This window comes from Pseudomonas putida (genome assembly GCF_028682455.1).
GTDB lineage: Bacteria > Pseudomonadota > Gammaproteobacteria > Pseudomonadales > Pseudomonadaceae > Aquipseudomonas > Aquipseudomonas putida_AA.
This window is the reverse complement of sequence record NZ_JANHLD010000002.1, coordinates 680,065-703,928: the sequence shown is the minus strand read 5'-3', so window position 1 is coordinate 703,928 and position 23,864 is coordinate 680,065. Positions and strand designations below refer to the sequence as shown.

The window sequence follows — 23,864 nt, the reverse complement described above, 5'->3', positions numbered from 1 at the left end:
GCCGCGTTGCGGCCGATCGCGGGCAAGCCCGCACCCACAGGTGCGGCGAAGGCCGAAGATGCGAAGCGTAGGGCCCCTGGTGGGGCGAGAATTTTTGCTTACTTTTTTCGACTGAAAAAGCAAGGCGCCGTAACGGCGCAAGGGTGACTTGCCATCACCACAAACAATGGATCAACACACAAGGCCGCATCGAGTAGCAAGCCCACCCCACCCATGTCATGGCCGGGAGTGGGCTGCGGGGTTAACTACTTAGGCGGGGTGTAGGGATCCGGTGTACCGGCCTCGATGGGCGGGTACTGCTTGAGGCTGGCCTTGAACGCACCAATGAGTTTCATCATCGGATGCACCAGCCAGGTATTTTCCACCATCACATCGTGCTCCTCCCTGAGGTCGGTCAGCAGGTTCACAGCCTTGGGGAACGGCAGCGTCTGCGCCGGGTCGTACATGCTCTCCTGCCAGACCAGATGCAGCTTCCAGTTGCGCCACTTGATCGCCGTCAACCGATCGGCGACGTACGCCGGGAAACCTTCACGGTTGGACTGCGCCTGCTTGCCGGTCAGGAACGCCAGCTGGTCGACACCATCCACGGCCCGGTCCTGGGGCACTTGCGCACCGCCAAGGCGGGAGAGAGTAGGGTACAGGTCGGCAATGTGGACGATCTCGTTACTGACCCGGCCAGCCGTCGCCTGGCCCGGCCAGCGCAGGATGAACGGCGAGCGCAGGCTGGCTTCCATGGCGGTGAAGTAGCTGCCGCGCCATGGGCCGTTGGCGCCTTTCCAGGGGTAGGTCGCCTCGCCGCCGTTGTCGCTGGCAAAGATCACCAGGGTGTTGTCCTCGACGCCTGCGGCCTTGATCGCATCGAGGATCTGCCCGGTACGGTGGTCCATTTCAGCCAGGGCATCGGCCCAGGAGCCATTGCCGGTCTTGCCGACGAACTCAGGGTTCGGCTGGGTCGGCATATGCACCAGCGAGAACGGCACGTAGGCGAAGAACGGCTTGCCGTCCCGGGCGTTGCGCTGGATGAAGTCCACCGCGCGGCTGGCGATCTGCGCATCGAGGGTGCGTTTGCTGGCCAGGTCGAGCAGGGCGACTTTGCGCGCCGGCTCGCCCTTGCGCGCCTCGTAGATGTATTGCGCCGGTGCCACCGACGGGTCCCAGCCCTGGCGACTGCCCAGGGCCGGACGCAGGTTGTCGGTATCGTCGGCCGACGACCACATCGTCTCGTCGAAGGTGCGCGGTACGCCAAACCATTCATCGAAGCCCTGGTGGGTGGGGAAGCGCTGTTCGCTGCTGCCCAGGTGCCATTTGCCCCAGATCCCGGTGGCATAGCCCTGGGCCGAGAGCAGTTCGGCCAGGGTGATCTCCCATTGCGTCAACCCGTCGGGCGCACCGCCGCCCGACACCTTGTAGGTGCCGGAGCGGATCGAGAAGCGCCCGGTCATCAGCGCCGAGCGCGACGGCGTGCATTGCGCTTCGACGTTGAAGTTGGTCAGGCGCACGCCCTCGGCGGCCAACTGGTCGATCCGCGGGGTCTCGGCGCCGCGCAGCGCACCGCCACCGTAGACCCCCAGCTCGCCGTAGCCGAGGTTGTCCATCAGGATCAGCACGATGTTCGGTCGCTGCGTGTCAGCCAGCACCTGCGGCGCCGCGGAGGCTGCAAAGAGCGCCACGGCGACGAGCGCCGTAGCGAAGCGTGTGAGTTTCATCGATTACTCCTGCGCACGGGTCAACCGAGCAGCTTGCGGGTACGGGAAGCCGCTTTGCCGCCCGCGCTGATCGCACCATCGATAAAGCCGCGCCAGCCTTCGCCGTGGTCGCCCTGGCCGAAGATCACCCGGCCGCGGTCCTGCTGGAAATGGGCGTAGTACTTGCCCAGCCAGTTGGGTCGATAGCTGCAGTAGGTACCACGGGCATAGGGGTCCAGGGTCCACTCGTAGCCGTAGCAGGTTTCGACTTCGATACCCGGGAAAAAGCTGTCGAACACGGTCTGCACCGCGTCGCGGTCCTGGAAGTCGAGCTTGGCCGGATCACTGCCGAAGCAGGCGAACAGGGTATGGTCCTCGGCCTTGGCATAGGTGGTCAGCAGGCTCAAGGGTTGGTGGGAGTCGGCAATGCCGGTCCACTTGCCTTCGCTCGGCAGCTTGCCACGGGTGCGCACGAACACCTTGAAACCGCTGCCGGTGTGGGTCTGCTTGGCCGCCTCGACCAGCGCCGGATCCAGGGCAGGGGAGAAGTTGATACGCGGCAGCACGTTCATCGGTACTGCGACGATCACGGCCCCGGCCACCAGGGTCTGGCCCTGCTCGGTGGTGACCAGTACCCGGTCGCCCTTGTCTTGCACCTGGGTGACCGGCGTTGCCAGGCGTACTTCGGGGCTGGCATCGGCGATCATCGCGTTGATCAGGCTGATGGTGCCGTCCTTGAAGGTGTAGCGCCCCAGCGAGTCGCTGAACTGCGACAGCTCCCAGCCCGGTAGCGCCCACCAGCGCAGCACGTCGGCATAGGAGGCCTGATCGCTGGTGGTGTGGGAAATGCCGGCGATGTAGGCATCCACCACGGTGCGTTGCAGTGGCGTCAGTTGCAGCTGCGCGTAGCGGTCGGCGGCGCTCATCGAATCGACGGCGGTCAGTTGCTTCCAGGTGTAGTGGGCGTCATAGGGACGCTCCCACAGCTTGCGGGCATCGGCGAAGTAGGCGTAGATGCCCTGCACGGCACTGACCAGATCGGCGCCGGCAAGCTCCATGCGCTTGCCCTGGTGGACCACCGACAGGGTGTCCTTGCCGGCTACGTGGTGCTCCGGGGTTTCCTTGAGCTGTATCCCGTAGCGCTCGACCTCGGCCCAGACGAAGGGCTGGGTCCAGTGGATCCAGGTGCCGCCCAGCTCGACCTTGTGGCCGGCGAATTCGCTGCTGTAGGTGCGGCCGCCGAGCCGGTTGCGCGCCTCCAGCAGCAGGGTCTTGTAGCCATTGGCGCTGCTGTCGCGGGCCGCGGTGACGCCGGCGAAGCCGCCGCCGATGACGATGACGTCGTAGTCGCAGCCGGCACTCTTGCAGCTGCCCTGCGGGCCCTGCGCCGTGACCGCACCCACCTGCGCAGCACCGACCGCCGCCGCTGCTCCGGCCGCGCCGACCACGCCGGCGTTGCGCAAAAATTTACGACGGCTCACGCCGCCCTTGGCTTCTTGTTCTTGTTCTGCCATTTCCATGCATCCTCACAGTAGAGTGAATTGCCCGTGGGCACCTGGCTGGAAAATGACAGCAAGCCGCCAGCAGGTATCGCCCAGGGGCGTCAATGAATTTGTCATTGCGCGCCAAAGACCGACCCCCCCCATTCAGGGAGGGCGTACGGGCGCTGACAGGGGTTTAATCAGAATTGTCCAACTGCCATGCACAGGGGGTCGAGCGCATGTCCCAGGCGAATTACACGGTATTCAGCGAAACCCTGCTGCAGCGCCATGCCGCGCTGTTTCGTCCCTTTCTGGCCGAGGTCGGCTTGAGCCCGGAGGTGGTGGAGCATGCCAACCAGGAAATTCCCCTGAGCCGCTATATCGCGCTGCTGGAGCTGACAGCCGAACAGACCGACCCGTGCCTGGGCTTGCGCCTGGGGCTGGGCCAGTTGAGTGAGGCGACCACGGCCAGCGCCCTGGGGGCTTTTGGCCATGCCGCGCGCAGCGTCGCCGATGTGCGCGGCATGCTCGAGTTCATCAGCCGCTACCTGGTGGTGCATGCCCATGCCAACGAGTTGCACTGGTATGTACGCGATGACCAGGTGCATATCTGCTATCGACTGACCGACCCCGGCATCAGCCACTGCCGCCAGGATGCCGAGTTCGCCATTGCCGGGCTCTACAGCACGCTCTGCCGGGTGACCGACAACCAGTTCGCGCCGCTGCTGGTGGATTTCATGCATGCCGAACCCGGCGATACGGTGCTGCATCGCCAGACCTTCCAGTGCCCGCTGCGCTTCGACCAGCCCTTCAACCGCCTGGTCTGGCCAGGGGCAATTCTCGAGCAGGCTCTGGCGACGGCCGACCAGAGGCTGTTCCAGGCGCTGCTGCCGTACCTGGAAGAGCAACGCAGCAGGCGCCTGGCTGCCATCGACCTGAGCGCGCGTATTCGTCAGGTGGTGCTCGATAACCTGCACGTCGGTGAGGTTCGCCTCGACGTGATCGCCAAGGAATTGCGCCTGAGCGCTCGCACATTGCAGCGGCGCCTGCAGGAACAGGCGCTGGAGTTCAATGCCTTGGTCGATGATATTCGCCGGATCAAGGCACAGCAGTATTTGCAGCAGTCATCGCGGAGCATCACCGAAATCGCCTCGGGACTGGGCTATGCCGAGGCGAGTTCGTTCACCCGGGCGTTCCGCCGCTGGACCGGACAGACCCCGCGGGCATACCGGCAGAGCTGTGGGAGAACATCTACTACAAGGCCGATGTGTCCAGCCGCTATGGCGCTGTGCTCTGGGCGCGCCGGCACAACCTGATGAGCTGACCTCCGGCGTGGACGGCGCGACGAGCACCCCGTCATTGCAGTTGCGTGGACTGCACTGGGCAGGGTGCTCGTCCGTTTCCAGCCCGCGCAGCTTAGGGGCTGCTGCGCCTGGCGCCACCCCCTTTTTTCGGGGAGGGGTGGCCCTACGAGCCGTCCCCCTCTCCCTGAGGGGGAGAGCATCCCGCGTCAACCAAATCAGGCACAACGACGTCGCGCCCTGCCGGGTTCACCCTCGGATCGTTCGCTCCATGGCGCTCGCTACGGTGCAGCCTCCGGCCAGATCAGCCGAACTGCCTCGCCGTCAGCCCGGTAGGCATGGCAAGTACCGATGACCCAGGGCCTGGGTACCTGGTAGCTGGCGTCACGCTCATGCCTTTGCTGTTCGGCCTGGTGCTGGAGAAAGAACGTGGTCTGGTAGGCCGTGGTCGCCATGGGGCCGAGGAGCTCGGTGAGGTGGGTGCAACCCAGGCTCGCGCCGACCCGCTGGAGCACCCGCTTCTTGAAACCTGTACCGATTTTCAGCCCGACGAGCTGCGCATACACCGCGTTGATCTCGCTGCAATAGGGCGTAGGCCCGACCTCGGTACACGCCTCCAGGCCATGAATCACCAGGTCGAGGTCGATGACCATGGTCAGGCGCATCTGGTGGATGGGTTCGCCTGCGCGTACATACTTGAAGACCATGTCGCTGTCGTCGGACTTGACGTCCTGCAAGCGGCCTTCGATTTCATACAGACCATCGCTGCGCTCGTAGCCGCTGCAGATCACCTGGCGCGTGTGCAGGAGTCTGCGCGTGGTACGTTGGTGTGGCTGGATTGTCATGCCCATTACCTTGTCATGCTGGAGGGACGGCTCTATCGGTCGCTTCGATTGTGGGTTGGCTGCAGACTGAAAAACACCACCTCTCGTGGGTTGGAGGCAGCGCCGCTGAATTCGCTTAACCTGCTGGCGCACTGCTATGCGTGAAGAACCGCCGCGACCCGGCAAAAACAAAAGGAGAGCGCCCCATGTTGTCAGGTATCAAGGTTGTGGAAATTTGTGGAATTGGTCCTGGGCCGTTTTGTGCCATGCACCTGGCCGATCTTGGCGCCGATGTCATTGCCGTCGAACGTGGCGACCAGGGTGGTGGCAGGGCGAACCTGGTAAACCGCGGCAAGCGCTCCGTCGCCGCCGACCTGAAAACCGCCGAAGGGCGTGAGTTGGTACTGCGCCTTATCGAAGACGCGGACGTGCTGATCGAAGGCATGCGCCCAGGTGTCATGGAGCGCCTGGGCCTGGGGCCAGAGGTTTGCAAAGCGCGCAATCCGCGCCTGGTGTTCGGCCGCATGACCGGCTGGGGCCAAAGCGGCCCGATGGCGCAGGCAGCGGGGCACGATAACAACTACATCTCGCTGTCTGGCGCGCTTTACCACAATGGCACGCCCAGCGAGCCACCCAGCACTGCGATTACCCTGCTTGGCGACATCGGTGGCGGTGCGTTGTACCTGGCGGTTGGATTGCTGGCCGGGGTGCTCAAGGCGCGCCAGACCGGGCAGGGCACCGTTGTGGACGCCGCGATCCTCGACGGTTCGGCGCACATGATGCAACTGATGCTCTCGACCCGTAATGCGGGCTTCTTTGGCGAGGGCTTCAAGCGCGGCAACAACCTGCACGACAGTTCGCATTTCTATTCGACTTACCGCTGCGCCGATGGCGAGTTCATCACGCTGGGCTCCATCGAGCCCCAGTTCTATGCGCTGTTGCTCGACAAGTTGGGCCTGCAGGACGATCCACGCTTTGCCCGGCAATGGGACAGCAAGCAATGGGGCGAGATGCAGGGGCACTTCGCCGAACTGTTCCAGACGCGTACCCGTGCGCAATGGTGCGAGCTGCTGGAGTACACCGATGTTTGCTTCGCGCCGGTCTTGAGCCCTGACGAAGCGGCACGCCACCCGCATAACACCGCGCGCCAGGTGTACTTCGAGCGTGATGACATGCTGCAGACCGTGGCTGCACCGCGCTTTGACGACAAGGTCGTGGTACCGGGGCCGATCCCGCGTTTTGGTGAACACACCGAGCAAGTGCTGGCGGCACTGGACGACGCCCAGGCATCGATCTGGCGCTCAATGGCAGGAGCGGGCTGACCAAGCCAGTTGCTCCCACTGGCACATACATACCTGTGGGAGCCGGCTTTGCCAGCGATGGGCCGGTGCAGTTTGCCTGGTAGGTGGTGGCTGGATTACGACCGCTTTGCGGTCGATCGCCGGCAAGCCGGCTCCCACACAGTGTGCAAGACAGTTGCTCCCACCGAGTGAGCCTACAAGCGCTTGTTGGCTTGCTCTTGTTTGAACCGGGCAAACACCACCTGCATTTCTTCCGAACGCGCGGCCAGCGCCTGGGTCCGGTTCTCGAGTTCGATGGCTGCCTGCAGCGACGATGCATCGACGTTGGTCTGCAGTCCCTGTTTGGTCAGGCGCATGGCAAACGCCGAGTTGCGGGCAATCTCGCGCGCCACTTGATAGGCGCTTTCAAGCAGGTCCTCGGCCGCCACCACATGATTGGCCAGGCCGATCCGTGCCGCTGCCGGCGCATCGATAATGCGCCCGGTGAGCATCAGTTCGCTGGCATGCGCCAGGCCGACGATGCGCGGCAACAGCCACGACATCCCCACATCGCAGGCCGACAGCCCCAGCCGGGTGAAGGCCACGCCAAATCGCGCCCGCTCGCTGGCAATGCGGATGTCCGCCGCCAGGGCCAGGGCCAAGCCACCGCCGGTGGCCGCACCGTTGACGGCCGCTATCAGTGGTTTGGGCAGCAGGCGCAAGGCGCTGACCGCGCTGCCGGCCAGTTCCTGGATTTTCATGTACGCCTCGATGCTCAGCCCCGGCAACTGGGCGGCCACGTCCAGGTCCAGGCCCGCACAGAAGCCACGGCCGTCACCGGTGAGGATCAAGGCGCGCACGTACGGGTCGGCTTCGGCGATGCAGGCGAGCTGCTTGAGCTCGGCAAACATCTCAAGGTCAATGGAATTGAGGCTTTCAGGGCGGGCCAGGGTGACCAGGACGATGCCTTCGGCATCAGGGCCGGCAATACGCAGGCGCGTGAAAGGGCTATGGGCGAGGGATTCGCTCATCGACAAGTGCTCCGTTTGGATGATTGGAAACGAGGAAGGGCGGGCGAGGGTTGCCCGCCAAGCACGCATCGGTGCACTGAAGGCACCGATGCGCTGAGGCTGTCAGTTGATCTGCTCGATATCGTTGAGCACCCAACTGCGGTCCTTCATGGTCGGCTTGGGCCCGTAGATACGGAACAGGGTGAAGAAGCGCTGCCCCGGCTGAGTACTGATCCAGTTGCTTTCCTGGCCCGCGGGCGGCTCGGGAGCGAAGTACAGGTCTACCGTGCCGTCGGCATTGCGCTTGAGCTTCTGGTCATAGGAGTCCAGGCCGACTACCGGCGCCTTGCGGATGAAGCCGCCGGTGCTGGCATCGTAGGCATCCACTGACCAGAACTCATTGGCCGGGGCATCGGCAGGAATGCGCAGGCGATAGCGCTTGCCGCCATCCAGGGGCTGGCCCGTGGCGGTCTGGTAGCTCTTCATGTACACATGCGGGGAGGGCGGCACGACCGGGCCGAACATTGCGAACCAGGCGAAGGCACGTTCATCGAGCAGCAGGCCCTGTTGCGGCAGTACGAAAGTCACCTTGGAAGGCAGGGTGCTTTTCGGGTTGGCCAGGGTCCGCCACTTGCGCTGGTCGCCCCAGATGGCCAGGCCGGACTCTTCATAACCCTTCATCAGGTAGGCCTGGGCCTGTCTGGCAGCGACCTTGAGCATGTCGCGGCGCTGGGCGTCGGGGTTGAAATTCAGCCCCTTGCCGATATCCAGCGAACGAAACTGGCCCATGATCGCCACATCGCGCTCCTGCAGCGGCTCCTCGGCGACCATCGCGGCCAGCGAGTCATAGTAGCTGTCGTCGAACCTGGCAATGGCGTCATAGACCTTGTCGGCCATGTCGATGAAGCGATTGGCCGGGGCCTGGTCGGCACTGGCCAACGGGTAGACCTTCAGGTTCTTCAGGTAGTCGACGCCGGCGGCCAGGTCTTTCTCGGCCACGGACCGGGTAATGACGCGCAGCAGGCTGTAGTTGTTGAAGGTCTTGCTCGGCACGGCGATGTAGCCGGCGGGCACTTGCCCCTCGAAGCCGGGTGGCAGCAGTAGGTAGCGGCCGCCCTTGCCCTGGTCGTCGCCGTTGTTGCCGACGTTGACCAGCGGCGTGGTCCAGGCGTCGATCAGCGTTCCGTACAGCCCGGCGTCACGCGTCGCCGGGATATCGACCACCACAGGGCCATCCTTGAGATTGACGAAGAACATCACGTACAGCGTGGAGTGGTTGGGGGTGGTGGTCTGGTTGCGCCAGTCCGAAGGGCGCGACCAATACATGATGTCGTTGTACTTGGCGCCGGCATCGCGAAAGTAGGCCTGGCGCATGGCGTTGAAATTGGCCAGCGGCATGCCCCAGATGGCGGCCTCCAGTGCGCGACCTTCCAACAGGCGGGTGCCGACCTCGGGTTGATTGGCCGACGCCGGTGCTTTGTGCAGTACCACCAGCAACAAGGCGAGCAGTACAAGGGTGGCCGCGACTTTGGTGCGACCGATGAACGGGGGTAGGGCAAAGCGTGTTGTCATTGTTCTGGCTCCGCTGGCAGCAGGATAGCCCCCTGCCTGTGCGCAGAGGGCAGGGGGTCAGGCGATATTGCGCTGGTGGTCTTTCCAGAAGGCCTTGCGCAGCTCGTTCTTGAGGACTTTGCCGACGCTGGACAACGGCAAGGTTTCACGGAACTCGACACTGCGTGGGCACTTGTAGCCCGCGATGCGCTCGCGGCAATGGGCAATGATCTCCTCATCGCTGACCGACACACCGGGCTTGAGGATGATGACCGCATGCACGCTCTCGCCCCACTTCTGGCAAGGGATGCCGATCGCGGCGATCTGCGCGACGGCCGGGTGGCTGGCGATGGCCGTTTCTACTTCGGCGCTGTAGATGTTCTCGCCACCGCTGACGATCATGTCCTTGAGGCGGTCGCAGACGTAGATGAAACCGTCGTCATCCATGTAGCCGCCGTCGCCGGTGTGCATCCAGCCATTGCGCAAGGCTTCGGCGGTCTCCTGCGGCTTGTTCAGGTAGCCGAGCATGACGTTCGGCCCGCGTACCACAATCTCGCCCACGGTGCCGCGCGGGACTTCGTTGTCGTGGGCATCGACGATGCGTATTTCCACGCAGATGGCCGGGCGACCGGCCGAATACATCTTGCCGCTGTCGTGGTGGGCCTGGCAGTGATACTCCTGCGACAGGGTGGTGGCCATCGGCGCCAGTTCGGTCATGCCATAGCCCTGGGAGAAACCGGCGGCGGGGAAGGCGGCCTGGGCGCGAGCGAGCAACGCCGGGGTGATGGGGGAGGCGCCATAGCCGATCGTGGCCAGTGAGCCCAGGTCCAGGGCGCGGGCCTCGGCGGACTTGTCGCGGCAGTCCAGCAGCATCTGGATCATGGTCGGCGCCAGGAGGATTTCGTTGATGCGCTCCTGGTCGATGGTCTCCAGCACCTGTTGGGGTGTGAAGGAGGGCAGCACCACATGGGTCCCACCGCTCAAGAACAGCGCCGTCATGGCGGCGAAGTCGGCCAGGTGGAACATCGGCATTACATGCAGGAAGACGGCTGCAGCCCCGTAGCTACCGCCGTTCAAGGTCGCCATCGAGGAAAACGCGACATTGCTGTGGCTGAGCATCACGCCCTTGGGGAAGCCGGTGGTGCCACCGGTATAGAAAATGCCCAGCAGTGCATCGCCGCTGCGACGCGCATCTTCGATCGGGGTGGCGGCGGCCAGCAGCGCTTCATAGTTGAGCATGCCGTCGGGGGTCGGGCCATCTCCGGCGTAGATCAGGGTACGAATGCTGCGGGCTTCGGCGGCCACTTTGCTGCCCAGGTCCTTGAAGGTGTCGTCGACGATCAGCACCGAGGTCTGCGAGTCATCCAGGGAATAGATGATCTCGGCCGCGCTCCAGCGGATGTTCACCGGGTTGAGCACCGCATCGGCCCAGGGCACAGCGAGGTAGTACTCGATGTAGCGCTGCGAATTGAGCGAAAGCATTGCCACACGATCGTCGCTGGCCACACCCAACCCTTGCAGGGCGCCGGCCAGGCGCGCAACGCGGTTGCCGAGCTCGGCGTAGCTGATACTGCGCCCGGCAAAGCGCACGGCGGTGGCCTGGGGCCTGGCTTGCAGGTGACGATGCAAACCTTGAGTGATGTACATGGGCTACTCCAATCTTGTTGTTATCGTTAGTCGTATCGCCACGGTCGGCACGGCGCGGGTACGCAGCAGCTGCCGAGTGCCGTCCCTGGCAGGACAGCACCGCTGTCAGAGCGAACGGCCGACCAGTTCGCGCTGGATTTCGTTGGCGCCGCCGTAGATGCGCGCCACCCGGGCATCGGCCCACATCCGCGCGATCGGGTATTCGTTCATGTAGCCGTAGCCGCCGAAGAACTGCAGGCAACGGTCGAGGACCTCGCTGTTGCGTTCGGTCAGCCAGAACTTGCCCATCGAGGCACTCGCCGAATCCAGCGTGCCCTCGACCCATTGCTGGATCAGATGATCGCAGAAGGTCCGCGAAGCCAGTACGGTCGCCTTGACATCGGCCAGGGCGAAACGGGTGTTCTGGAACTCCAGCACCGCCTTGCCAAACACCGTGCGCTCGCGGGTATAGGCCAGGGTCAGCGCCAGGGCGCGTTCCATCTGCGCGGCTGCGCACATTGCGATCTGCACGCGTTCGTAGGGCAGTTGCTTCATCAGGGTATAGAAGCCCTTGCCCTCGACGCCGCCGAGCAGGCAGTCGGCGGGAACCTCGACGTCATCGAAGTACATTTCCGAGGTGTCGGAAGACTGCAGGCCCACCTTGTCCAGGCATTTGCCGCGGCGAAAGCCAGGCAGCGAGGTGTCGACCAGGAAGATCGAAATGCCTTTGGAGCCGCTGCTCTGGTCGGTCTTGGCGACCACGGCCACCATGTCGCTGAGCTGGCCGTTGGTAATGAAGGTCTTGGCGCCGTTGATGATATAGCGGTCACCCTGTTTGACCGCGCGGGTGCGCACCGCCTGCAGGTCGGAACCGGTGCCTGGCTCGGTCATGGCGACCGAACAGATGACTTCACCGCAAGCGATCTTAGGCAGCCAGAACTGCTTCTGTTCCGGGGTGCCGTCATCGAGGATGTAATGGCCGACGATATGGTTGATGGTCAGGCCCAGGCCCGACACGCCGGCATAGTTGAGTTCGTTGACCACCGCGGCGACGTGGGCAGGCGTACCGCCGGCACCGCCGTACTCCTCGGGCAGGTCGGGCAGGATCATGCCCATTTCACCGCAAGCCAGCCATGACTCGCGGTCGGCCTGATGCTGCTCACGCCATTTCTCTTCGCGTGGGGCCAGGGTCTGGGTGACGAAGCGACGAATGCTGTCGGCAAAAGGTTGTACGTCTTCAGTCATCCACGGCGAGCGATAGTTTTCCAGCATGGCAAGTTCCTCGGCTGTTTTTGTATTTTTAATCCCGATCACGCCTGTTCAATGCAGTAACAGGCGTGAGCCAGAAGCAGCGATTATCAGAGGCTGCCCATTCCGCCGCCACAGACGATGGTCTGACCCGAGACGTAGTTGGCTTCCGGCAGGCACAGCATCACTACCGAGCCTGCGGCCTCTTCAGCGGTACCCGGGCGGCCCAGGGGGATGTTCTGGCTGGCGCCGTCGATCATTGCCTGTTGTACGCCGACCTTGATCTCGCGGCCTTCGATGTTCACTGTCTTGCTCTCGGTACCGGCCAGCGCCTGGGTCAGGCGGGTATCGATGAAACCGAAGGCCACGGCGTTCACGCAGACCTTCATGCGGCCCCACTCGCGCGCCAGGGTCTTGGTCATGCCCAGAATGCCGGCCTTGGCCGAAGAATAGTTGGTCTGACCTGCGTTGCCGCCAGCGGCGACCGACGAAATGTTCACCACCCGGCGGAACACTTCCTTGCCTTCGGCGCTCTCTTTCTTGGCCTGGGCGCTGATGATCGGCTGGGCCGCGCGCAGAATGCGGAACGGGGCTGTCAGGTGGCAGTCGACAATGGCGTACCACTGCTCGTCGGTCATCTTCTGGATGACGTTATCCCAGGTGTAGCCGGCGTTGTTGATGATGATGTCGATGGCGCCATAGTTCTGCACGGCGGTCTGCACGAAACGATCGGCAAAATCGGCGGCAGTCACGCTGCCGACGCAGGCTACCGCTTCGCCGCCGGCATTGCGGATTTGTGCCACGACTTCTTCGGCAGGGCCGGCATCCAGGTCATTGACCACGACACGGGCACCATAAGCGGCCAGCTGCAGCGCTACGCTGCGGCCGATACCACGACCGGAACCAGTCACCAGGGCAACTTTACCTTCAAGTTTTTTCATCATGTACTCCTATGGATTTTTGTTTTTTTGCGGGTTCAGACCAGGGCGACAATGGCTTCGCCGGCGAGTTTTTCCTCGCCATACTGATTGGCGCAGCGAATGGCCAGGCGGACCAGTTTTTCGCCATCTTTCTCGTATTTTTCTGTCACCTTGCCGGTGCAGCGTGGGATGTGACCCAGTTGGGTGATGCCGGTGAAGCGGATCGACAGTTTGCGTACTTGCTGCTGCGGCACCCAGTTGGTGAGCAGGCGGCCCAGGTAGGCAGCCGAGAGCATGCCGTGGGCAAACACATCGGGCATGCGCGCCTTGCGGGCGAAGTCGAGGTCGATGTGGATCGGGTTGTGGTCACCCGAGGCGCCGCAGTACAGCGCCAGGGTGGTGCGGTTGACCGGCTGCAGGGTGAGCAGCGGAATTTCATCGCCAACCTGGATATCGGAGAATTGAACGGTAGTCATCGACGGTTCCTTAACGTTGTACGAGAGAGCAACGGAGGTCGGCGATGTGTTCGCCATCCTGGTTGGTGACGCGGACTTCGTTGACCACGAACTGCAGGCGTCCGCCGGCTTTTTCGTAGACATCGACAATCTTGCTGTCGAACGTCAGCACATCACCGGCAACCGCGGGCCGGTGATACTCGAACGATTGTTCGGCGTGCAGGATGCGGCCCAGGTCGAACTCATAGATGCGCAGTTGCGCTTCGATGTCGCGATTTTCGCCACCCAGGCACATCAGAAAGGTCGGCGGTACCGGCAGGGAGCGGTAGCCGGCGGCTTTCGCCGCGTCTTCGTCGGTGTAGATCGGGTCAGTCTCGCCAATTGCCTTGGCGAAGAACCGCAGGCGGCCTTTTTCGACTTCGGCGGTGGTTACGCCGAGCGAACGGCCGATCAGACTTTTGTCTGCCATATCACGTGCTTCCTAGTTAGGGTCTGGAAAAGCGCGCCGGGCTGGCGGCGCGCGTCATCTATCAGCCGCGGCCGAACAGGGTGACGATGCAGGCGCCGCCCAGGCCGAGGTTGTGTTGCAGGGCGAGGTTCACCCCTTCGACCTGGCGTGCCTGGGCAGTACCACGCAGCTGGTGGGTCAGCTCGTAGCATTGCGCCAGGCCCGTCGCACCCAGTGGGTGACCCTTGGAAAGCAGGCCTCCGGACGGGTTGGTGACAACCTGGCCGCCATAGGTGTTGTCACCGTCGAGCACGAACCGCTCGGCTTCGCCAACGGCACACAGGCCGAGGGATTCGTAGGTGAGCAGTTCGTTATGGGCGAAGCAGTCGTGCATTTCGGCCACGCGAATGTCGCGAGGGTCGACACCGGCTTTTTCGTAGACCGCCTGGGCGGCACGCTGGGCCATGTCGAAACCCACCATCTGGATCATCGAGGGCGGCTCGAAGGCGATTGGCTTGTCGGTCGTCAGGGCCTGGGCCAGGATCACCACATCGGTACGCAGGCTGTGCTTCTTGGCGAACGCTTCGGTGCAGACAATGGCGGCAGCGGCGCCGCAGGTCGGCGGGCAGGCCATCAAGCGGGTCATCACACCTGGCCAGATGACCTGGTCGTTCATGACGTCTTGGGTGCTGACCACTTTGCGGAACATGGCCAGGGGGTTGTTGGCGGCGTGACGGCTGGCCTTGGCGCGAATGGCTGCGAAAGTGCTCATCTGCGTGCCGTATTTTTCCATGTGCTCGCGGCCTGCGCCGCCAAACATCTTCAGCGCCATGGGAAGATCGGCAGCGTCGGACGCCAGCTGGTCGACGATGGCGATGCTTTTGCCCATCGGGCCCGGGCGATCGTCCCAATGGCTCTTGAGCGCGCCGGCCTGCATCTGTTCGAAGCCCATGGCCAGGGCACACTCGACTGCGCCACTTTCAACTGCCTGGCGGGCCAGGAACAGCGCGCTGGAGCCGGTCGAGCAGTTGTTGTTGACGTTGATCACCGGAATGCCGGTCATGCCGACTTCATACAGTGCGGCCTGGCCACAGGTCGAGTCGCCATACACGTAGCCCACGTAGGCCTGTTGGATCAGCTCATAGCTCAAGCCTGCATCCTTGAGGGCCAGGCGTACCGCTTCCGATCCCATTTCGATGTAGGTGCCGCTGGTACCTGGTTTTACGAAAGGAATCATGCCGACGCCGGCCACGTAGGTTTTCTGCGACATCTCAATCTCCACGCTCAGTTGTTGATGCTTCGTCATGGACACCAGGCGAAGCGCCAGCGGCAAGGGATGCCGCCCACACTTCAACTCTGGCCTATCGGCAGACGTACGTAACCTGATCAGGATGGGTGGGGTGGCCATGGCCTGGCGGGCGCGCCAGACCCCAGCCGTAGTGGGTGGTCTGGTGGCTCGGGCACTGTAATAACCTTGGTCGCCTACTTGCTTTGTGCCTGCGCGCCGCATCGGAGCCGGCAGCGAGCACGACTCACTCTGGGAGCTTCTATGACTCTTCTGCACAACAAGGTAGCGATCATCACCGGCGGTGCGTCCGGTATCGGCCGGGTCACGGCCCAGCTGTTTGCCCGTGAAGGTGCCCGTGTGGTGATCGCCGATATGAACGACGCCGCAGGCCTGGAGCTGGTCGAGCAGATCGAGCAGCACGGCGGCCAGGCCCACTTCCAGCACCTGGACGTATGCCGCGAGCAAGACTGCGCCGCGCTGGTCGATGCCGCGCTGACGCGCTATGGCCGTCTGGATATCGCCTTCAACAATGCCGGCATCTTCGTGCCGCCGGTGCTGCTCGAAGATCAACTGCTGGAGCAATGGCAGCGGGTGCTGGACGTCAATCTCACCGGGGTTTTCAACTGCCTGGTGCCCCAGCTCCACGCGATGAAGGCCAATGGCGGCTCGATCATCAATACCGCCTCAATCGCCGGACTGAGCGGTACGCCGGGCTCGGCTGCCTACAGTGCCTCCAAGCACGGTGTGATCGGGCTGACCCGCAGTGCCGCGCTGGAGTACGGCAAGTACCGCATTCGCATCAATGCCCTGTGCCCGGGGCTGGTGGCGACCCCCATGACCCAAGGCCCGGACAGCGGCTTCAACAGCAAGATGATCGACATGGCGGTGAAAAACGCACCGTTGCGCCGTCAGGCCGCGCCCGAAGAGCTGGCGGTGATGGCCCTGTGGCTGGCCTCGGACAAGTCTTCGTATGTCACCGGTGCGCACTTCGTCGTCGATGGCGGCGCCACGGCGTAGCGAATCCTCTTCATCTCACATTCATAACAGGAGCTTGTATGACGCTATTACAAGGCAAGGTGGCCATCGTGACAGGAGGCGCCTCCGGCATCGGCAAGGCCACCGCACGGCTGTTCGCCAGCGAAGGGGCGCGCGTGGTAGTTGCCGACACCAATGAGCAGGCCGGGCAGGCGGTGGTCGACCTGATCGAGCAGGTGGGAGGGCGGGCGTTCTTCCAGGCCGTTGACGTGCGCCGCGACGAGCAGTGCGCGGCGCTGGTGGCGGCGACCCTGGAGCGCTTCGGCCAGCTCGACATCGCGTTCAACAACGCCGGCATTAGCGGCACCCCGGGACTGACCGAGTCGCAAAGCCTGGAGCAGTGGCGCCTGGTGCTGGACATCAACCTGACCGGGGTCTTCAACTGCATGGTGCATCAGTTGCGGGCGATGAAGGCCAGGGGTGGCTCGATCATCAATACCGCCTCGATCATGGGCCTGCAGGGCACCCCGGGGGCCGCCGCCTATTCGGCGTCCAAGCATGGTGTGATCGGCCTGACCCGCAGCGCCGCCCTGGAGTATGGCAAGCATGGCATCCGCATCAATGCCCTGTGCCCGGGTTATGTCACCACGCCGATGACCACCGGATCCGAAAGCGAATTCAATGCCCGCACCCTCGAGATGGCTCTCAAGACCGTCGCCCTGCGGCGTCTGGGCGAGCCTCGCGAGCAGGCCGAAATGGCCCTTTGGCTGGCCTCGGATAATGCGTCCTATGTCACGGGCGCGCATTTTGTTGTCGATGGCGGTGTCACCGCCTGAAACCCTTGCAGCAGCTGTGGAGGCTCCATGAATTACGCACATTACCAGTTCATCAACTTCAACCTGGACAACGGCGTGCTGACCCTGCGCCTGAACCGCCCGGAGGCGATGAATGCCATCAATGCCGGCTTGCATGAAGAACTGTCGCAGGTGTTCGCCGACATCGCCGCCGACCGCGAGGTTCATGCGGTGGTGCTGACCGGTGAAGGCCGCGGCTTCTGTGGCGGTGGCGACCTGAGCTGGTTCCGCGACATCACCCCGCAAGGGGTCGACAAGCTGTTTCGCGAAGCGCGCAAGCTGATCATCGACCTGCTGGAACTGCCGCAGCCGATCATCGCCGCTGTCAACGGCCATGCCGCCGGCCTTGGCGCCACCCTCGCATTGTTCTGCGACATCATCTATGTGGCCGACTCGGCCAGGATCGCCGACCCCCATGTGCGCATCGGCGTGGCGGCCGGCGATGGCGGGGCGGCCATCTGGCCCTGGCTGGTGGGGCCGGCACGGGCCAAGCAGTACCTGCTTACGGGCGACAGCCTGACGGCGAGCGAAGCCGAGCGCATCGGCCTGGTCAACCAGGTGGTGGCCGCTGATGCGGTACTGGACCACGCCACGGCGATGGCCCGGCGCCTGGCGGACGGCCCGCGCCTGGCCATCGCCGCGAGCAAGGCGTCGGTGAACAAGATCCTGCGCGACACGGTGAACCTGGTGCTGGATACCTCGTTGGCCCTTGAGAAAGAGAACTTCTACAGCGCCGATCACAAGGAAGCGATCAATGCCTTCCTGGAGAAACGTGCGCCGGTCTACTGCGGGCGCTGAGTCGCGGTCGTTCTGTCACAACCTTAGGAGGTATCGCGATGACCCCGCAATTGAATCGGTTCCCATGGATGACCGAGGAACTGGAGATGTTCCGCCAACAGGTGCGCCGCTTTGCAGAAGAGCGCATGTTGCCGCAGGCGGAAAAATGGCGCAGCCAGGGCTTCATCGATCGGCAGATCTGGCGCGAGCTGGGCGAGCTGGGGATGATGCTCCCGGAAATTCCCGAACAGTATGGTGGCGCGGGTGTTTCGCTGGCCTATCAACTGGTGGTGGTTGATGAACTGGCGCGGGCCGAGATGCCGATGAAGCATTCGGTGCATTCTATCGTCGCCCATTACCTGCTCACCTACGGCAGTGAAGACCAGCGCCAGCGCTGGTTGCCCAAGCTGGCCAGCGGCGAATGGCTGAGCGCTATCGCCATGACCGAGCCCGGTTGCGGTTCGGACCTCAAGACCTTGCGTACCCATGCCCAGCGCCAGGGCGACCACTATGTGCTGAACGGTTCAAAAACCTTCATCACCAACGGCTCCACCGCGCAGTTGATCGTGGTCGCCTGCAAAACCGATCCGAGCCTGGGCGCCAAGGGGGTTTCACTGCTGGCGGTCGAAGTGGAAAACCCGCCGCCGGGTTTCCGGGTTGGCAGGCTGCTGGACAAGATGGGGCAAAAGTCCGCCGATACCTGCGAGCTGTTCTTCGACGACGTCAAAGTGCCGGTCGAGAACCTGATCGGCTGCGTCGAAGGCCACGGCTTTGCGCAAATGATGAGCGAGCTGCCCTGGGAGCGCCTGATCGTCGCCGTGGCGGCTGCCGCAGTGATCGAGCGGGCCGTGGAGCATACCGTCGAGTACACCCGCGAGCGCAAGGCATTCGGCCAGAGCATCTTCGACTTCCAGAACACCCGCTTCAAACTGGCCGAGTGCGCGACCATCGCGCATATCGTGCGCGGTTTCGTCAATGACTGTACGCAACGCCTGCTCGACGGCACGCTCGACCCGGAGGCGGCCTACATGGCCAAGTGGTGGTGCTCGGAGCAGCAATGCAAGGTGCTCGACGATTGCCTGCAGTGTTACGGCGGCTACGGCTACATGAACGAATACCCCATCGCGCGCATGTATGCCGACGCGCGGATCCAGCGGATCTACGGCGGTACCAATGAGCTGATGAAAGAGCTGATCGCGCGCAAGCTGTAACGGTGCCCGGCCCGCAGTGCCTTCCCGGCGCTGCGGGCCGGCTGTCAGGGTATATCGGGCTTGTTGGCGCGCTTGCGGGCAATGATGATTGCCTCGTAGCGGCTGGAAACCCCGAATTTCATGAAGATATTGCGCAGGTTCCACTTCACTGTCTGGTCACTGATGTTAAGGGTCCTGGCAATACGCTTGTTGGGCATCGATTGTTCGAGCAGGCCAAGGATGTCTTCTTCGCGCTTGGTCAGGGCCACCTCGCCGGGGGCTACGCTCTGGCTGCCTGGGGTGCTGGCTTCACTGCCTGTCGAGGGCACGCCGACATGGGAGCGCAGCTGCTGCTGGTAGCGTTCCATGGCCTTGCCGGGCAGTCCGTCGAGCGTGGCCAGAAGCAGGCAGGCCTGGTCACCCTCGTCGAGGAAGGTTCGCATCAGGCCGAGGGTGTAGCCATGGTCCAGCGCATTGATCAGGCAGGCCCGGGCGTTATCGCCAAGCCCCAGGTCGGTGAGTGCCAGCGCCTTGAGCAGATTGGCTTTCGCCAGTAGCACGCCGCGCCCCAGCGCCTGGCCGACACTGATTGCGTCCTCCAGCGCCTGCACGGCTTGCTCGGGCAACTGGCTGGCCCGCGCCAATCGGGCCCGGGAGAGCGCGGCGATGGCGACGATTTCCCGGTCACGGGCCTTTTCCCCCTGGTGCTGGATGGCCAGTTCGTCCAGTTCGCCCTGGAGCATCTGGCCATGGCGCCAATCGCCCCGCTGCCAGTCATCGCCAAGCAGTTCCATGCGAATCTGCTCGGCGAGCATCAGCGCAATGCCACGGTCAAGCCGGCGGGCGCGGAAGTGCTCGGCGCGCTTGTCCAGGTAGTCGAGCGCGGCGCGGGGAGCTTCCTGCAGGAACTGCAGGCGTGCATAGGTAAGGGCGGCGCTGTAGGTGCAGGCAGGGACCGAGAAACTCAGCATGTCGAGGCGGTTGACCAGGGTTTCGCGGGCATCGTCGATGCGATTCTGCTCGTATTGGACCTCGGCTACGATCGCGGCGCTGGTGCAGGCGGTGATCGAGCGCCGGCCATGCACCGCTTCGGCCTGGGCCAGCATGGGGCCGGCGTAACGCTCGGCCTCCAGCACCTTGCCTTCGAGCAGCGCCGCCACCGCCATGGCGCTGCGGGCAATCAGCGCCGGCTCGTCGGAACTGGCCTGGGTGACCGAGCGAAACGTGGTGCGTGCCAGCGCGTAGTTACCGAGCATGGCCTGGTTGCCGATGATCAGTCCCAGGCGAAAATGCTCCAGCATCGGGTTGCGCAACGGCACATCGCTCAATGAGTCGATGGCTTGCAGGCTGCGCTCGGAATCATCCTGCTGGCCGGCGATCATTGCGCTCACCAGGGCGACATGAATCGCGTACCTGGGCTCGCAGTTGGAAGCCTTGAGCAGCTCGAGCCAGCGCTCGCTCTGCTCCAGGCGCGCGCTCAGTGCATAGCCCCAGGCACCGAACAGCGCCAGCCGTGGGTGCTGGGAGAGCAGGGCGGGTGGCACCCTTTCGACCCAGCGCAGGAAAATGCCCAGATGGCGGATGTTGGTCAGGGGTTGCAGGGCGTTTTCCAGCAACTCGATGATGGTGTCGAAGTCTTCGCTCAGCAGGGCGTGGCGCAGCGCCTCGATCACCAGGTCCTGGGCGGCGAACCACTGCGCCGCGCGTTGATGCAGGCCGCGCACGTCCTGATTGCTTTGCTGCAATTTGTGGGTGAGAAATTCGGCGAACATCGGGTGCAGCCGGTACCACTGGTAGCGGTCCTCCATGTCGACCGGCAGCAAGAACAGGTTGAGCGACTCGATGGTGGCTATCAGTTGCGCCGCATCGCTGCACCCGGTCAGTTGGGCGGCCAGGTCGGCATTGAAGCGCCGCAGGATGGAAATCTGCTGGAGAAACTCGATCAGGCCGTCGGGCAGGTTGGCGATCACATCTTCGGACAGGTAAGCGCTCAGGTCTGCACTGTTGGGGGCCAATGCGCTGAGGCCCGAGCGTTTGCGCGGCACCGATTTCAACGAGATCGACACCAGTTGCAGGCCGATCGGCCAGCCATCGGTCTGGGCATGAATGGTGTGGGCAGCATCCAGGTCGATTTCCGCGTCCAGGTGAGCCTTTAGAAACGCCAGTGACTCCCGGAAATTGAACGACAGCTCATTGCCGCCGATTTCACACAATTGTCCCATTGCCCTCAGCCGGCCGAGCAACAAGGACGGCGCCACCCGCGAGGCAATGACCAGGTGCAGGTTAACCGGGGCACTGTCGATCAGGGTTTGTACCAGTTGGTTGATGCGCGGCGAAACGACCTGGTGAAAGTCGTCGAGCATCAGGTAGAACTCGCTGCCCAGCTGCGCAACGGCGTTGATCACTACCGACGCCACCGCCTGCAGGCCTTCGTTGTCGTTGCTATCGCCCAACAGCAGCAGATCATCGTCCAGGGGCACCCCTACCTGCTGCAGGGCGCCGATCAGGCTGGCGCAGAACAGGGTGAAGGTGCCGTCTTCAGGGATCAGCGACAACCAGCAAACAGAAGCGCCCTGTTTGATCAGGTCAAGCCGCCACTGGGCCAGCACAGTGGTTTTGCCGAATCCGGCACCGCCGCAGACAACCACGACCTTGCTCTGATGAGCCTGGTGCAGATGGGCTGCCAGGTCTTCACGGACAATACTGTTGGCAGGTATGCGCGGTGGTGCAAATTTGGTGCTGACAAGCAGGGAAGTCGACTTCATCGATGCTCAAGTTCTTTTGTTCTTGTTATCGGCCAGTATGGGGTACCGCTACCAACCTTTCCCACCCCAATAAGGGTGGGCGTTTTCAGACGCATATTCGGCTATTTTTGGGCTTTCATCGACGCCGAAGAGCCTAAGTTGAAGATTCCACAACTCACCGACATTCAGCAACTGTCAATCGATAGCATGCGCACTTTCGTCCAGCAGGAAGTGGCGCCCAATGCTGCATCGATGCGTTTTGGCCCGGCATCGCGCGAGCATCTCCTGGAGTTTACCCAGGCAGTCGCCGATTTCGGCCTGCCGGGCCTGGCGGTGCCCAAGGCATTCGGCGGCTCGGGCATGGACTGGGTGACCCAGGCGCGGTTGTTCGAAGAATTGGTCAAAGGCAGCCCTGAGCTTGCCAGTGTGGTGCTGGTGAATATGCTCGCCGTCGAGCTGCTGATGAGCCAGCCGGCCCTACGCAGCCAATACTTGCCGGACCTGCTGGCCGGACGCAGCATCGCCGGCCTCGGGCCTGCGCTTGTCGATGGCAAGCCGGGCAACGCCCTGCAGGCACGACGGGTGGGCGAGGGCTTCATGGTCGATGGCAACATCGAAGAAGTGGCCAGCGGCATGTGGGCGAACTTCTTGATCAGCAGCGTCTCGCTTGACGATCAGTCGTCCTGCTTCCTGTTGCTCGATCGCCGCCGCGACCGCTACGAAACCCGTGGCATTCGCCTCGAGAGCAACGCTGCGCGCGTCCAACTCACCGATACCCCGGTCGGCGCCGACTACTGCCTTGGCGATGCCGGACCGAACGCCCTGCTGTCGCGGCGCTTGCAGGTGTTTCTTCGCTTGCATGAGGGCATCGCCCGGGTGGCGCAAGGGCAGGCGATCCTCGACGCAACCCTGGCAGCGGCATCCCTGCCGCCGGTGCACGAAGGCCCAGCGGCCGGTGAGCAACTGCTGACCCTGCACCTGGCCGAAATGATCACCCAGATCGAGTCCGCGCGCTTGATGTGCCATCACGGCTTGATGCTGGCCCAGGGCGGCGGAGACTGCGAGGCGCAAGCGAGCATGGCGCTGTTTTTTGCCCAGGGTGCGGTTGCCCGCGTCGAACGCCATGCCGATTGGGTCGACGACTCGCAGAGCGTGCGCCGCCCAGTGTTCACCTTGCAGCTTGGCCCGCTGTCCTGCGCGCCGAGCAAGGATCAGGCGCGCCACATCGTCAGCCGCCGCGTCAACTGACCGGCTAGCCAGCTAAGGGGAAATCGCAAGCAGCTCGTCCGAATGCGCAGCCACCTCAAATAGAGAGCTATGCCTCGACGCCAATGAATAGCTTTAAATCTGTTGGGAGTGGCTGACTTATAATTTCTGAAATCTGTACGACTTGCTCGCTAGTTAACAGCCATTCGCCTTCTGCCATTGCGTTAAGGCTTTTATGACCGAGCGCTTGAACGATTTGATCGTTAAAAGAGCTATCAACATAAAGCTCAAACTTAATCAAGTCATCTACTGGGTCGTCAGGTAGAAAACCACTGATACACAGGTACATAGGTACTCCTATTTTTCTACTTTTCGGCCCGGTTTTGCTGGTTTTGTTTGTTCGCCAGTTTCAGCGTCAAACTCACCTAAATGTTTGCCTTGCTTATCGTAAATCTCAACGGCGCCATGCTGACTGTCCCATTCATAAATACGACCTTTACGATCCTTCCAACGCCTACGAATTGCTCCCCCGCCTTGCACTCTGGTTTTAGCATCTGCTTTTACGGCATCAGGGAACGCCGTAAGTCTTCCAGGTGGTGGGTGATAGCTATGATCACTCATCACGCTCAACGAGATACAAATCGGCTGAATTCCGGTGTTCGGAAACCAGATGATAGCGTCCTGGTAATCGGGCGGGTGCACCGGGTTGACCGGAATACGGTCGGCTTGTTCGGTCGCAGGGTACACCCACGCCGCTGGCTGCAACGAGACGCCTTCTAGGGCCGCAATCCCCAACACCTCGTTGGGATCGACGGCCGGCGTCCAGATGATTTGGACCCCATCCCCATGTTCGCTGAACCATCCACCCTGTGGGTGGGGTGGCGTACCCCCCATTTCTGGCTGGGCCCCTCCTGCCGTAGTGGGTGGTTTCAGCGCGGCGCCAAGCCCTTAGGCTGGGTTCAAGGCACACCGCACATTGCTTTGTCCCTTAGCTGTACCAA

At 63.0% G+C, this 23,864-nt stretch carries 21 protein-coding genes; 7 read left to right on the top strand and 14 right to left on the bottom strand.

The window, feature by feature from the left end; translation table 11 throughout:
- Nucleotides 1–245 precede the first annotated feature (245 nt).
- Nucleotides 246–1,706, bottom strand: coding sequence for an arylsulfatase (locus NPS58_RS13900; RefSeq protein ID WP_274115928.1), 1,461 nt, complete (start codon nucleotides 1,704–1,706; stop codon nucleotides 246–248).
- Nucleotides 1,707–1,726: 20 nt separating this feature from the next.
- Nucleotides 1,727–3,199, bottom strand: a complete 1,473-nt coding sequence (locus NPS58_RS13895) for a flavin monoamine oxidase family protein (RefSeq protein ID WP_274115927.1) — start codon at nucleotides 3,197–3,199, stop codon at nucleotides 1,727–1,729.
- A gap of 206 nt (nucleotides 3,200–3,405) precedes the next feature.
- On the opposite strand from NPS58_RS13895, the gene NPS58_RS13890 reads away from it, so the two are divergent.
- Entirely contained in the window at nucleotides 3,406–4,482 is a 1,077-nt protein-coding gene (locus NPS58_RS13890) for an AraC family transcriptional regulator (RefSeq protein ID WP_274115926.1), read from the top strand.
- Nucleotides 4,483–4,748: 266 nt separating this feature from the next.
- Here NPS58_RS13890 and NPS58_RS13885 read toward each other — a convergent pair whose 3' ends face one another.
- Nucleotides 4,749–5,312 (bottom strand): DUF2889 domain-containing protein, encoded by a 564-nt coding sequence (locus tag NPS58_RS13885; RefSeq protein ID WP_274115925.1) that lies wholly within the window; start codon nucleotides 5,310–5,312, stop codon nucleotides 4,749–4,751.
- A gap of 185 nt (nucleotides 5,313–5,497) precedes the next feature.
- On the opposite strand from NPS58_RS13885, the gene NPS58_RS13880 reads away from it, so the two are divergent.
- Nucleotides 5,498–6,613: a CaiB/BaiF CoA transferase family protein gene (locus NPS58_RS13880; protein ID WP_274115924.1), complete on the top strand. Its 1,116-nt coding sequence runs from the start codon at nucleotides 5,498–5,500 to the stop codon at nucleotides 6,611–6,613.
- 173 nt (nucleotides 6,614–6,786) lie between these two features.
- Here the strand turns inward: NPS58_RS13880 and NPS58_RS13875 are convergent, their stop codons facing one another.
- The 8 genes from NPS58_RS13875 to NPS58_RS13840 all read right to left on the bottom strand — a co-directional run bounded on the left by NPS58_RS13875 (nucleotide 6,787) and on the right by NPS58_RS13840 (nucleotide 15,099).
- Nucleotides 6,787–7,602: an enoyl-CoA hydratase/isomerase family protein gene (locus tag NPS58_RS13875; protein WP_274115923.1), complete on the bottom strand. Its 816-nt coding sequence runs from the start codon at nucleotides 7,600–7,602 to the stop codon at nucleotides 6,787–6,789.
- Between the two features lie 102 nt (nucleotides 7,603–7,704).
- Nucleotides 7,705–9,153: a DUF1254 domain-containing protein gene (locus tag NPS58_RS13870; RefSeq protein WP_274115922.1), complete on the bottom strand. Its 1,449-nt coding sequence runs from the start codon at nucleotides 9,151–9,153 to the stop codon at nucleotides 7,705–7,707.
- Between the two features lie 57 nt (nucleotides 9,154–9,210).
- Nucleotides 9,211–10,779 carry a long-chain-fatty-acid--CoA ligase gene (locus NPS58_RS13865; RefSeq protein ID WP_274115921.1) on the bottom strand — a complete coding sequence of 523 codons (1,569 nt, stop codon included), beginning with the start codon at nucleotides 10,777–10,779 and terminating at the stop codon, nucleotides 9,211–9,213.
- Nucleotides 10,780–10,884: 105 nt separating this feature from the next.
- Nucleotides 10,885–12,030 carry an acyl-CoA dehydrogenase family protein gene (locus NPS58_RS13860; RefSeq protein WP_274115920.1) on the bottom strand — a complete coding sequence of 382 codons (1,146 nt, stop codon included), beginning with the start codon at nucleotides 12,028–12,030 and terminating at the stop codon, nucleotides 10,885–10,887.
- Nucleotides 12,031–12,116: 86 nt separating this feature from the next.
- Nucleotides 12,117–12,947 (bottom strand): SDR family NAD(P)-dependent oxidoreductase, encoded by an 831-nt coding sequence (locus tag NPS58_RS13855; protein ID WP_274115919.1) that lies wholly within the window; start codon nucleotides 12,945–12,947, stop codon nucleotides 12,117–12,119.
- Nucleotides 12,948–12,982: 35 nt separating this feature from the next.
- Entirely contained in the window at nucleotides 12,983–13,402 is a 420-nt protein-coding gene (locus NPS58_RS13850) for a MaoC family dehydratase (RefSeq protein ID WP_274115918.1), read from the bottom strand.
- Nucleotides 13,403–13,412: 10 nt separating this feature from the next.
- On the bottom strand, nucleotides 13,413–13,850 hold the full coding sequence (locus NPS58_RS13845; RefSeq protein WP_274115917.1) for a MaoC family dehydratase N-terminal domain-containing protein: 438 nt from the start codon (nucleotides 13,848–13,850) through the stop codon (nucleotides 13,413–13,415).
- Between the two features lie 61 nt (nucleotides 13,851–13,911).
- On the bottom strand, nucleotides 13,912–15,099 hold the full coding sequence (locus tag NPS58_RS13840; protein ID WP_274115916.1) for a lipid-transfer protein: 1,188 nt from the start codon (nucleotides 15,097–15,099) through the stop codon (nucleotides 13,912–13,914).
- A gap of 279 nt (nucleotides 15,100–15,378) precedes the next feature.
- Between NPS58_RS13840 and NPS58_RS13835 the strand changes: the two genes are divergently transcribed.
- The 4 genes from NPS58_RS13835 to NPS58_RS13820 are packed head-to-tail and all read left to right on the top strand — an operon-like array spanning nucleotide 15,379 to nucleotide 18,934.
- A complete protein-coding gene (locus NPS58_RS13835; RefSeq protein WP_274115915.1) occupies nucleotides 15,379–16,134 on the top strand; it encodes an SDR family NAD(P)-dependent oxidoreductase in 756 nt (251 codons plus the stop codon).
- Between the two features lie 38 nt (nucleotides 16,135–16,172).
- Nucleotides 16,173–16,928, top strand: coding sequence for an SDR family NAD(P)-dependent oxidoreductase (locus tag NPS58_RS13830; protein ID WP_274115914.1), 756 nt, complete (start codon nucleotides 16,173–16,175; stop codon nucleotides 16,926–16,928).
- A 27-nt stretch (nucleotides 16,929–16,955) separates the two neighbouring features.
- Nucleotides 16,956–17,744, top strand: coding sequence for an enoyl-CoA hydratase/isomerase family protein (locus NPS58_RS13825; RefSeq protein ID WP_274115913.1), 789 nt, complete (start codon nucleotides 16,956–16,958; stop codon nucleotides 17,742–17,744).
- A 38-nt stretch (nucleotides 17,745–17,782) separates the two neighbouring features.
- On the top strand, nucleotides 17,783–18,934 hold the full coding sequence (locus tag NPS58_RS13820; RefSeq protein ID WP_274115912.1) for an acyl-CoA dehydrogenase family protein: 1,152 nt from the start codon (nucleotides 17,783–17,785) through the stop codon (nucleotides 18,932–18,934).
- 44 nt (nucleotides 18,935–18,978) lie between these two features.
- On the opposite strand, the gene NPS58_RS13815 is transcribed toward NPS58_RS13820, so the two are convergent.
- Nucleotides 18,979–21,678, bottom strand: a complete 2,700-nt coding sequence (locus NPS58_RS13815; RefSeq protein WP_274115911.1) for a LuxR C-terminal-related transcriptional regulator — start codon at nucleotides 21,676–21,678, stop codon at nucleotides 18,979–18,981.
- Between the two features lie 138 nt (nucleotides 21,679–21,816).
- Here NPS58_RS13815 and NPS58_RS13810 point away from each other — a divergent pair, with 138 nt between their 5' ends.
- A complete protein-coding gene (locus NPS58_RS13810; protein WP_274115910.1) occupies nucleotides 21,817–22,905 on the top strand; it encodes an acyl-CoA dehydrogenase family protein in 1,089 nt (362 codons plus the stop codon).
- 67 nt (nucleotides 22,906–22,972) lie between these two features.
- On the opposite strand, the gene NPS58_RS13805 is transcribed toward NPS58_RS13810, so the two are convergent.
- Nucleotides 22,973–23,212 (bottom strand): pyocin S6 family toxin immunity protein, encoded by a 240-nt coding sequence (locus NPS58_RS13805; RefSeq protein ID WP_274115909.1) that lies wholly within the window; start codon nucleotides 23,210–23,212, stop codon nucleotides 22,973–22,975.
- 8 nt (nucleotides 23,213–23,220) lie between these two features.
- Nucleotides 23,221–23,757 carry a colicin E3/pyocin S6 family cytotoxin gene (locus NPS58_RS13800; protein ID WP_274115908.1) on the bottom strand — a complete coding sequence of 179 codons (537 nt, stop codon included), beginning with the start codon at nucleotides 23,755–23,757 and terminating at the stop codon, nucleotides 23,221–23,223.
- Between the last annotated feature and the right edge of the window lie 107 nt (nucleotides 23,758–23,864).

Coding starts and splice junctions, on each gene's coding strand:
- NPS58_RS13900 (WP_274115928.1), bottom strand. CDS start 1,706: ATGAAACTCACACGCTTCGCTACGGCGCTCGTCGCCGTGGCGCTCTTT.
- NPS58_RS13895 (WP_274115927.1), bottom strand. CDS start 3,199: ATGGCAGAACAAGAACAAGAAGCCAAGGGCGGCGTGAGCCGTCGTAAA.
- NPS58_RS13890 (WP_274115926.1), top strand. CDS start 3,406: ATGTCCCAGGCGAATTACACGGTATTCAGCGAAACCCTGCTGCAGCGC.
- NPS58_RS13885 (WP_274115925.1), bottom strand. CDS start 5,312: ATGACAATCCAGCCACACCAACGTACCACGCGCAGACTCCTGCACACG.
- NPS58_RS13880 (WP_274115924.1), top strand. CDS start 5,498: ATGTTGTCAGGTATCAAGGTTGTGGAAATTTGTGGAATTGGTCCTGGG.
- NPS58_RS13875 (WP_274115923.1), bottom strand. CDS start 7,602: ATGAGCGAATCCCTCGCCCATAGCCCTTTCACGCGCCTGCGTATTGCC.
- NPS58_RS13870 (WP_274115922.1), bottom strand. CDS start 9,153: ATGACAACACGCTTTGCCCTACCCCCGTTCATCGGTCGCACCAAAGTC.
- NPS58_RS13865 (WP_274115921.1), bottom strand. CDS start 10,779: ATGTACATCACTCAAGGTTTGCATCGTCACCTGCAAGCCAGGCCCCAG.
- NPS58_RS13860 (WP_274115920.1), bottom strand. CDS start 12,030: ATGCTGGAAAACTATCGCTCGCCGTGGATGACTGAAGACGTACAACCT.
- NPS58_RS13855 (WP_274115919.1), bottom strand. CDS start 12,947: ATGAAAAAACTTGAAGGTAAAGTTGCCCTGGTGACTGGTTCCGGTCGT.
- NPS58_RS13850 (WP_274115918.1), bottom strand. CDS start 13,402: ATGACTACCGTTCAATTCTCCGATATCCAGGTTGGCGATGAAATTCCG.
- NPS58_RS13845 (WP_274115917.1), bottom strand. CDS start 13,850: ATGGCAGACAAAAGTCTGATCGGCCGTTCGCTCGGCGTAACCACCGCC.
- NPS58_RS13840 (WP_274115916.1), bottom strand. CDS start 15,099: ATGTCGCAGAAAACCTACGTGGCCGGCGTCGGCATGATTCCTTTCGTA.
- NPS58_RS13835 (WP_274115915.1), top strand. CDS start 15,379: ATGACTCTTCTGCACAACAAGGTAGCGATCATCACCGGCGGTGCGTCC.
- NPS58_RS13830 (WP_274115914.1), top strand. CDS start 16,173: ATGACGCTATTACAAGGCAAGGTGGCCATCGTGACAGGAGGCGCCTCC.
- NPS58_RS13825 (WP_274115913.1), top strand. CDS start 16,956: ATGAATTACGCACATTACCAGTTCATCAACTTCAACCTGGACAACGGC.
- NPS58_RS13820 (WP_274115912.1), top strand. CDS start 17,783: ATGACCCCGCAATTGAATCGGTTCCCATGGATGACCGAGGAACTGGAG.
- NPS58_RS13815 (WP_274115911.1), bottom strand. CDS start 21,678: ATGAAGTCGACTTCCCTGCTTGTCAGCACCAAATTTGCACCACCGCGC.
- NPS58_RS13805 (WP_274115909.1), bottom strand. CDS start 23,212: ATGTACCTGTGTATCAGTGGTTTTCTACCTGACGACCCAGTAGATGAC.
- NPS58_RS13800 (WP_274115908.1), bottom strand. CDS start 23,757: ATGGGGGGTACGCCACCCCACCCACAGGGTGGATGGTTCAGCGAACAT.